Origin of the sequence: Streptomyces sp. NPDC014864 (genome assembly GCF_043081525.1) — a bacterium.
Lineage (GTDB): Bacteria > Actinomycetota > Actinomycetes > Streptomycetales > Streptomycetaceae > Streptomyces.
The window spans coordinates 1-8,524 of the sequence record NZ_JBIBWT010000041.1 but is presented as its reverse complement, the minus strand read 5'-3'; the positions used below and the strand labels follow the sequence as shown (position 1 = coordinate 8,524).

The following is an 8,524-nucleotide window of genomic DNA, read 5'->3' as shown; positions in this document are numbered from 1 at the left end:
CCGCCGGCCCTCGGCGGTGACGGCCAGGGCGACATAGACGGGCCGGTTGGCGACCGCGCCGTCGCGGATCTTCACGTGGACGGCGTCGATGAAGACGACCGGATAGACGGCGTCGAGCGGGCGCCCCTGCCATTCGGCCATGCCCTCGGGCACCTTGTCGGTGATGGTGGAGACGGTCTGGCCTGGGCCCGGTGCACCAGCTCGTCGATCAGCTGGTCGTCCACGGCCTTCGCCGACACCGCCTCCGCCGACTCGACAGACTTCGGCTCGGTCACGTTCTCACTGGTCATCGATGCACCTTCCATGATCGGGAGTTACACCGAACGTCTTACAGTCCCGGGCCCCCCGGGAAGGATACGTCTGCGTACTCTCACCGTGGGCGTGGCACCGTCATGGAGTGGCCGGTGTCTGGCTGTCCCTGCTGTGGTCGCGCCGTTACGATCACGCCTGGTTTCTCAACATGGTGATCGGGCTGCGGGGGTAGTGGTGGCTGAGTTGATCCGGGAGCAGGAGCTCGACGTGGAGGTCGACTTCTACGGCTTCGCGTTGCAGGAAGTTGACGACACGCTGGTTCCGCTCGCGTACCCCGAGGGCCGGGAAGCCGGGGGTGCCTTCCTGACAGCTCGCGAAGGTCGTCTGGACATCGAGAGCGCGGGCCATACCCACACCGCGACGATGAGCGCCGAGGTGTGGGATGCCGAGCCCCCGCCCGCGGACGACCGCGGCGAATGGGAGGCGCGGGGCGAGGCCGTGCTGCATTGTTCCTCGGGTGAGCTGGCCGTGTGGGGAGTCACGGCGGGGCCCCGAGAGGCGTACCTGCGCCTGCCGGACAAGAACCGGACGTGGCAGGTCCGGGTGTACTGCGAAGGGCGCCAAGAGGTGGCGCGCTTGGCGCAGGAGGGAGTACCCGAGGGCATCGAGCACTACTTGGTGCAGTTCTGGCACTCCTCCGTCTGACTGGCCGTTCTCTATCCGTCCGTGTGATCGGTGGGATTCGAACGAGGGCCTGGTTCGGGTGAGTCGGCCGGTTCGGGTGCATGGAAGAAGGGCCTCTTGGTAGCTCGCGGTTGTCGAATCCAGCGAGAAGCAAGAGGCCCTGTTGTCGGAGTGTCGCGTGGTCCTGGTCGCCGAGTCCAGTTCGTCCACTCCTGAGTGTGACTGCCTCGCCCATCGGTTCGGGAACGCGGCCGACCGGCCGGAGCGCCGGCCTCGGTACGACTCGGACATGAGCGATGCGGAGTGGGCACTGGTGCGGGATCTGCTGCCGGTGCCCGGTGGCTGGCGGGCCGGGGCGGCAGGCCGGAGGGCTACTGCCACCGGCAGATGATCGACGCGGTGCGTTACCTCGTCGACAACGGCATCAAGTGGCGGGCGATGCCCGCCGACTTCCCGCCATGGCCACGGGTCTACTCCTTCGTCGCCCGCTGGCGGGACACGGGGCTGGTGGCCGAACTGCACGACCGGCTGCGTGGAGCCGTCCGCGTAGCTGAGGGCAGAAGCCCGGAGCCGACCGCGGCGGTCGTGGACTCGCAGTCCGTGAAGGCGGACGCCACCGTCACCCTGGCCTCCCGGGGATACGATGCCGGGAAGAAGATCAACGGGCGCAAGCGCCACCTGCTCACCGACACCCTGGGGCTCCTTCTGGCCGTGCTGGTCACGCCGGCATCCACCACCGACCGGGACGCCGCCCGCGTCCTGCTACCCACAGCAAAGAATCACTTCCGGCGGCTGGTGCGGATCTGGGCCGACGGTGGCTACACCGGCCACCTCACCGATTGGACCACCCAGCACCTCGGACTGATCCTCGACATCGTCCGCCGCAGCGACGACGTCCAAGGTTTCCAGGTTCTGCCCCGCCGCTGGGTTGTCGAAAGATCTTTCGCCTGGCTCCTGCGCAGCCGACGCCTGGGCCGTGACTACGAACGACGCACCGACACCAGCGAGACCGTCATCCTGTGGTCGATGACCATGCTCATGAGCCGCCGCCTGGCCGCCCAGCACCAGCAGCGTCAGGCTCCGGCACAGGCAGCATGAACCTGCCCGGCTTCTCCTCGACCAGCCAGCCCCGCTCCACCAGCCGTTTCATCCGGGCCCGCGCTCCCTCGACGCGCGAGGCCGATGCGCTGTCCCAGCCCAGCACCACCGCTGCCCGCCGAGCACCGAGCCCGTCGACTCCCGCCTCCAGTGCGGCGGCCATCAACGCCTGGTAGTCCACCGACAACACCTCGGTTCCGGCCGAGTCCTGGCGGTGCGGCACCGCCCGGCGCGGACCCACCGGCTTCCTCTGCGACACGACGGCCACGGCGGGCGCCTCCTCCTCGGCGAGCGCCTCCAGATACTGCTCCAGGCCGATCACCCGGTGCCTGAGTACTTCTTCCGCCTCAGTCAGAGCCACCCGCACCCGCTCCAGCTCGGCTTCGAGTTCCTCCACCCGCCCCGCCGCGGCCTTCTGCCGCGCTTCCAACACCGCCCGCATCGATGGCACCCGCCACCCCCACAACATCTCGACCAGCAACGGACCGAGACTCCCGCGACAACTGCCTTCTCATGCCTGACCAGCAGAAACGGCACACGAGGTTGGGTGTGTCTGAAAGATCGTGTAAGTCCGTGACGTGACAGGTTGGTCGGGGGCTCGTCGTGGGTCCCCTGGCCTCCGGATCGGACGGACATGAGTGAGAAGGAGAATCCGGTGGTCGAGCCGGATGAGCTGGTGGACGAGGTCGTCGAGCGGTTGATGGACCGTGCCGATGCCTCAGGGACCGCCCTGCTGGGTGAGGGCGGGCTGTTGACGGAGGTGACCCGGGCCGTGCTGGAGCGGGCCCTGGAAGCCGAGATGACCGGCCACCTGGGTTACGAGAAACACGATCCGGCTGGCCGCGGGTCGGGCAACAGCCGCAACGGCACCTCGCCCAAGACAGTGCTGACCGATGCCGGAGCGGTGACGGTCGCCGTTCCCCGCGACCGCAACGGAGCGTTCGATCCGAAGATCTTGCCGAAGGGTGCCCGGCGCCTGGCGGGCTTCAACGAGCGGATCCTGTCGTTGTACGCGCGAGGGATGAGTGTGCGGGACATCCGCTCGCATCTGGCGGCCATCTACAGCGTCGAGGTCTCCCCGGACCTGATCAGCACGGTGACCGACGCGGTCGTGGACGAGCTGGCTGTGTGGCAGAACCGGCCGCTGGACGCCGTGTGGCCGATCATCTACATCGATGCTCTGTGGGTGAAGATCCGCTCGGGATCGGTGGTGAGCCGTCCGGTCTACGTGGCCGTCGGTGTCGACATGGACGGCTGCAAGGACGTGCTGGGCCTGTGGGTCGGTGCCGAGGGCGAGGGCGCCACGACCTGGATGGCGGTGCTCTCGGAGTTGCGCAACCGTGGCGTCGAGGATGTGTGCATCGTCGCCTGCGACGGTCTCAAGGGGCTGCCCGACGCCGTGACGGCGACCTGGCCGAAGGCCACGGTTCAAACATGTGTGATCCATCTGGTGCGGGCCTCGCTGCGGTTCGCCTCGAAGAGGGACCATCCCAGACTGGTGCCGGCGCTCAAAGCGATCTACACGGCGCCGACCGAGCAGGCCGCGGGGCAGGCCCTGGACGCCTTCGCCGCCTCTGACCTGGGCAAGCGGTACCCGGCGATCGTGAAAACCTGGCAGGCAGCCTGGAGCGAGTTCACGCCCTACCTGGCCTTCCCGCCCGAGATAAGGAAGGTCGTCTACAGCACGAACATGGTCGAGTCGATCAACGCCCGGCTCCGCAAGACCACCCGCAACCGCGGTCACTTCCCCTCGGAGCAGGCCGCGTTGAAGGTGCTCTACCTCGCGGTGCGTGAACTCATCGAACCCAAAGCGCGCGACGTCAACCACGTCGCCGCACACTGGAAGAGCGCCCTCAACGCGTTCGCGCTGTTCTTCGAAGACCGCATCAGCGCCCAGTAAAAATCGAGGACTTACACAAGAACGCTTACACGCCCCACGAGGTTCGGAAAGAGAACGACCTCTGAGCGGGCCGGAACCCCTCAAGGGGTTCCGGCCCTGGTGTCGGGCTACGAGACGATTTTGATGAGAAAGCCGTCGTCCATGCCGTCGATGATTCGGTTCTTCTTGTAGAACTGGCCGAGCAGGGTTCCGGCGTCCTGGTTCTGCCGACTGATCACGGGCAGGACGGAGAAGTTGTTCTTCTCCGCATGCGGATCGAACCGGGGTTGCGCGCAGCCTTCATAGGTGCTCTGGAAAGGGAACTCGTCGCAGTCCTTGGTGCCATGGTCGGTGTATCCGGCGCCGAAGTAACGTCGGCAGTTGCTCACTGCGGTGGAGTGGTTGGCCTTGCGGCGCTGGTCGTCCAGGTACAGCCGGTGCAGCGGGGCGGACGGGGTCTGCCCGGCGATCTTCTTGTTGTGGTTGGTGGGCTTCGTCGCCGCCGGAGTGGTGTAGGCCTTCTTGATGTGCGTGGCCACGCCCCGCTCGGGTGCGGAGGCTTTGGCGCTGTAGACGAGGGTTGCCAGGTAGCTGAACGAGGCGGCGCCCCTGTTGTCCGGGTTGCCGCCGCCGGTGGGGTTGCTCAGGTACTTTCCCGCATCCCAGCGGGGCGCGAACATGGCGGGTTTGCCCACTGCGGGGCTGTTGCCGACCCAGCCGGGCGGCAGGGTGGAGGTGACGACCGGCTGATAGACGCCGAACACCACGTCCGCCTTCCCCGAGCCTGTGCCCTGCCCGGGCTTGTAGCGCACTGTGTGGGTGAAGTGCGCGGACGGCATCGCCTGCAGCTGGTCGAACGTCCGTGTCACCGGCAGATCGCCGCCGGTCTTGGGGATGGCGCGTGAGGGCCAGTCCTGGGGAATGGTCCCCTCGAGCTTGAGCCTCAGGCCGCTGGTAGCCGTCGTGTTGATCTTCTTGAAGTTGACGGCGTCGTAGTCGAAGTGGATCGTGCGGTCGTTCTCCTTCACCGTGCCGCGTATGTAGAGGTCGAAGGAACTGGTGCCCAGCGGGTTGCCGCTGGTGCGCATCCAGATCGTGATGACCTGGATTCCCGTGCAGAGGGCGAACCGCGACTTGATGTAGATCGCCGCGTCCCCGGCCATGTGCTTCGCGCAGTCCCCCAGCGACATCGTGCGCGCCGGATCCGGATACGACACCGCAGCGGGCGCCGCCGCCCCGTCCCGTCTGGCCGGCACCGGTGCCGGCACCACCGCCGGCACCTGGGCACGGCGGCCGTATGCGGCCGCAGGACCGACCGTCTCCAGCGCGGTCCGCCCGGCCGCCAACTGAGCTGTCTGGTCGGCGAGGAGGCTGCGAAACTGTGGTTCCCGTAACTGCTCCAGGCTGGGCAGCGGTACCCCCACGGGCAGCATGAACGTCTCTGCACGTATCCCGTCCCCCCGGCTGGCAGCAGCCCCTGGGGCCGTCCCTCCCGCCAGCATCCCGACCGCCAGCAGCACCGCTGCTCGCACGTGGACACGACGAAGCCACCGTCTATGGCTCAACGAAACCCCCGGTCATGCATGGCGGCGGACTCCCCGCCGCCTGGTCACCACCACCCATATCGAACAAACGCTCCAGCGATCGGGCGTCACGGAGAAACTGGCGTAATCACGACCGACTCTGACCGACGGACACGCGCCGGCTCTCGGTCCGATGTGCCTCAACCCCCTTCCTCCGAGCACGCCGCCACCGATGTCCCACACGACCGTGACTAAGCTGATCTTCATGGCGGCAGAAGCGACCGGAAGCCCGGCCGGGGTGGCGTGTTCGGGGTGTGGCGGCACGGAAGTGGACGCGGTGGAGCAGGTGCGCACCGGCAGGGGAGCGTCGCGGCAGCGCCTCTACAGCAGGCTGGCGCCGGGCCCGGAGAAGGGCGGTGACGGATGCCTGCACTTCGTGGAGGGCATGGTGCTCACCGGCATGGGTGTCGCGCTGGCCGCCACTGGCGTCGGCCAGGACAAGCCCTTGTACACCGTCGCTGGCGTGCTGCTGGCCCTGGTGTGCTTCTTCGGCACATTCGCCGTCGTCCGCGACGACCGGCGGGAGAAGGCCGCCGCTGAGGCGGGTGCCGGGCACGCCGACTGGCTGTGGCAGCCCGCGCACTACTGCTACGGCTGCGGCTCGGTGTTCTGTCCCGGCGGCGTCCCCTGGCCGGGGGCGCTGACCCCGGAGCAGTTCAAGAAGCTGGTGTGGACGGAGGCGGGCTACGCCGACCAGCTCACGCCGGGCGACCGGGCGAGAGAGGCGGAGCTGCCGCCCGACGTGCTGCCCTGGCGGCCATGACGGCGGATGCCCGCTCCGGGAGAGTCCGGTCGGGTCCGCAGGCGCCTGGCCCGCAGCCGGACCACACCGTCGGCCGTGCCGGGCGCTCCCGTCGTCTTTTAATGCGGTGCCCGATGAGACGGGCGAGTGATTCCGAGGGCCGGCAGAGCCATTCGAGAAGAGGGTCGGTGACCACGAAGTAATGTGCGCTAACCCATCCCCGCCTCTTGTCCAGGAGCTGCGGGGTCTCATCGCGGTAGACATAGCGGAGGTAGCAGCGGCGGATCGGCGCTCCTGTTATCAGCAGCACTGGTGAGGCGACAAGGATGGCCAGGGGGATCAGGGCTTTCACGGCCGTGAGCTTGGCTCTCTCCTCATAGCGCATGCGCTCAGTGTGTTGCCCCTCTGGGCTGCTTGTCATCCCTTCTGCGGGGTTTGGTGCCGATCTTGTGGTGGGTGCGACGGCTGTATGCCTCGCCGGTGGCGAGGACGTGTCCCGCGTCGTGGCGGAAGCCGGATAGCGGTTCTTCGAGCCGCGGGAACGCCGGGGCCTGGACGGGACGGATTCGGCGCACCAGACGTGGAGCCGGTCTTCGCCTAGGGGTGCGTCAGCCTCGGGTGCTACCGGTCCCATGTCTGCGCGGTCGCCTTCCCGTAAAGGCGGGTGTCGGTGACCGTGACGGCGCGCTCGGCGCCCCACGTTCGTGGGGTCGAAGACGAACTGGGCGTCTTCGCCCGGCTCAAGCAGATCGCGCTGGACTCCTACGACCGGATCGTCGGCCTCGTCCTCGATCAGATCGCCGTTGACGGCTCCATCACCAAGGCTCCCGGAGGCGGCGAGGTGGCCGGGCGTTCTCCGGTCGACCGGGGCAAACAGGGCCTGAAACGGCATGACAGACGGATACGGCATTCCGCTGGGCCGTGTCCTGGCCGGCGCCAACCGCCACGACTCCCCGCTGCTCGCCCCGACCCTGGACCGGCTGGACGAGCTGGGCCCGTTGCCCGTCGACGTCACCGTGAACCTGGACGCCAGCTACGACTCGGACAAGACCCGCGCTGTGCTTGGCGAACGCGGCCTGCGCAGCCGCATCGCGCACAAAGGCGAGAAGGCGCCCATCCAGGCCAGTCAGCGTTGGCACGTGGAGCGTACCCACGCCTGGCAGAACGCCTTCTACCGGCTCGCCCGCTGCTACGAGCGGCGCGCCATCGTCGTCGACGCATTCTTTGACCTGGCCGACTCGATCATCACCGTGCGCAGTCTGATCCGGCGGGCATGGACGACTCACCGCTGGGACGAACGCCCGAGCCGCCGACCATGACCGCACCCGTATCCGTGCCGCCTCCAGGGCTTGTCCGGGTGATCAAGCGCGGAGCCAGACGATCAGGGACACTGCGGCGGCAGCATGATATTGCCCAACCTCTACTGTTCGAATGAGCGGACAGAACGACACGAGGAATGGGACGGGATGTCGGACGACGAGGCCGATTCATTGTTCGTATGGGGTGAGGGCACCGTGTTCCGCCGATCTGGCGGCAAAAGCATGTTGCTCAACGAGCATGCCCCTGAGCGGACGTTCGCCGCCATTGCCGCGCTGGATCCTGACTGGACACCCCCACCGCCCTCCGAACCCAACGTCGAAGTGTGGTAGGGGGATCCTGTGGTGGTGGACGGGCCATGGTTGATCTTCACCAGTGGCACCGAACGGGAGATCCGAGCGTTCGTGGACCGCTATGAGGACGTGCGCGGAATGCTGCGTGTATCAAGCGTGCGGTCATCCGACTCCGCACATGATCGCCCGGACAAGTCCTAAACGTCGCGCACCGCGAGCAGTTCGACCGCTGCCCCAGACGACTCCAGCAGTGGTGCAGCAGCAGAGCGCCGGGGATCCGCCCGGTAGGCAGCGAGATCCTCGCTGTTGGGAAAGGTTATGAGGTGGGCCTCCACCTGATCGTCCAGAGTCCGCAGTCGGCGCTCAAGGAGCCCGCCATACTCGGCAAGGAGCGGCACGACAGCGCTTTCATAAGCGTCGAAGTCGCCCAGGCCCCCTTCAGGTAGCCGCGCGAGCATCAAGTAGGTGACGGCCATGGCTCCCTCATAGCGGTCTGTTTAATAGTGATCTTCTGAGCCTACTGACGTTGAATGCGTGATGTCGTCATGGTGGCTGGCGCCGGAGGCCGGTGCCGGTGAGGTAGCCGTCGAGGACGTCGGGGCGGTACTGGAGTTGGCGGAGACCCCGGCGGACGGCGGTGATCAGGTCGTCGGGGTCGGCGAAGGCGCGGTTGGCT

General features: G+C 67.4%; 8 protein-coding genes and 3 pseudogenes. 6 read left to right on the top strand and 5 right to left on the bottom strand.

Annotated features, from left to right (window positions below; all coding sequences use genetic code 11):
- Positions 1–180, bottom strand: a pseudogene (locus ACF1A5_RS33605) (transposase); the annotation flags it as partial.
- 306 nt (positions 181–486) lie between these two features.
- On the opposite strand from ACF1A5_RS33605, the gene ACF1A5_RS33600 reads away from it, so the two are divergent.
- Both ACF1A5_RS33600 and ACF1A5_RS33595 read left to right on the top strand, forming a co-directional pair.
- Positions 487–957, top strand: a complete 471-nt coding sequence (locus ACF1A5_RS33600; RefSeq protein WP_392196636.1) for a hypothetical protein — start codon at positions 487–489, stop codon at positions 955–957.
- Positions 958–1,239: 282 nt separating this feature from the next.
- Entirely contained in the window at positions 1,240–2,034 is a 795-nt protein-coding gene (locus ACF1A5_RS33595; RefSeq protein ID WP_392196635.1) for an IS5 family transposase, read from the top strand.
- On the opposite strand, the gene ACF1A5_RS33590 is transcribed toward ACF1A5_RS33595, so the two are convergent.
- Positions 1,973–2,476: a hypothetical protein gene (locus ACF1A5_RS33590; protein ID WP_392196637.1), complete on the bottom strand. Its 504-nt coding sequence runs from the start codon at positions 2,474–2,476 to the stop codon at positions 1,973–1,975. The two genes, ACF1A5_RS33595 and ACF1A5_RS33590, sit on opposite strands and share 62 nt — an antisense overlap.
- Positions 2,477–2,668: 192 nt before the next feature.
- Here ACF1A5_RS33590 and ACF1A5_RS33585 point away from each other — a divergent pair, with 192 nt between their 5' ends.
- On the top strand, positions 2,669–3,934 hold the full coding sequence (locus ACF1A5_RS33585; protein ID WP_392196634.1) for an IS256 family transposase: 1,266 nt from the start codon (positions 2,669–2,671) through the stop codon (positions 3,932–3,934).
- A 107-nt stretch (positions 3,935–4,041) separates the two neighbouring features.
- Here the strand turns inward: ACF1A5_RS33585 and ACF1A5_RS33580 are convergent, their stop codons facing one another.
- A complete protein-coding gene (locus tag ACF1A5_RS33580) occupies positions 4,042–5,337 on the bottom strand; it encodes a hypothetical protein (protein ID WP_392196633.1) in 1,296 nt (431 codons plus the stop codon).
- 364 nt (positions 5,338–5,701) lie between these two features.
- On the opposite strand from ACF1A5_RS33580, the gene ACF1A5_RS33575 reads away from it, so the two are divergent.
- The 3 genes and pseudogenes from ACF1A5_RS33575 (at position 5,702) to ACF1A5_RS33565 (ending at position 7,887) form a co-directional block, all read left to right on the top strand.
- Positions 5,702–6,259, top strand: coding sequence for a hypothetical protein (locus tag ACF1A5_RS33575; protein ID WP_392196632.1), 558 nt, complete (start codon positions 5,702–5,704; stop codon positions 6,257–6,259).
- 694 nt (positions 6,260–6,953) lie between these two features.
- A pseudogene (locus ACF1A5_RS33570) lies at positions 6,954–7,557 on the top strand (transposase); the annotation flags it as partial.
- 147 nt (positions 7,558–7,704) lie between these two features.
- Positions 7,705–7,887: a hypothetical protein gene (locus ACF1A5_RS33565; protein ID WP_392196631.1), complete on the top strand. Its 183-nt coding sequence runs from the start codon at positions 7,705–7,707 to the stop codon at positions 7,885–7,887.
- A gap of 158 nt (positions 7,888–8,045) precedes the next feature.
- Here the strand turns inward: ACF1A5_RS33565 and ACF1A5_RS33560 are convergent, their stop codons facing one another.
- Together ACF1A5_RS33560 and ACF1A5_RS33555 are read right to left on the bottom strand one after the other, a co-directional pair.
- Positions 8,046–8,324, bottom strand: coding sequence for a hypothetical protein (locus tag ACF1A5_RS33560; protein ID WP_392196630.1), 279 nt, complete (start codon positions 8,322–8,324; stop codon positions 8,046–8,048).
- 67 nt (positions 8,325–8,391) lie between these two features.
- Positions 8,392–8,524: pseudogene (locus ACF1A5_RS33555) on the bottom strand (DDE endonuclease); the annotation flags it as partial.

Excerpts from the sequence above, each read along its gene's own strand:
- ACF1A5_RS33590 (WP_392196637.1), bottom strand. The coding sequence starts at position 2,476 with ATGCGGGCGGTGTTGGAAGCGCGGCAGAAGGCCGCGGCGGGGCGGGTG.
- ACF1A5_RS33585 (WP_392196634.1), top strand. The coding sequence starts at position 2,669 with ATGAGTGAGAAGGAGAATCCGGTGGTCGAGCCGGATGAGCTGGTGGAC.
- ACF1A5_RS33575 (WP_392196632.1), top strand. The coding sequence starts at position 5,702 with ATGGCGGCAGAAGCGACCGGAAGCCCGGCCGGGGTGGCGTGTTCGGGG.
- ACF1A5_RS33565 (WP_392196631.1), top strand. The coding sequence starts at position 7,705 with ATGTCGGACGACGAGGCCGATTCATTGTTCGTATGGGGTGAGGGCACC.
- ACF1A5_RS33560 (WP_392196630.1), bottom strand. The coding sequence starts at position 8,324 with ATGGCCGTCACCTACTTGATGCTCGCGCGGCTACCTGAAGGGGGCCTG.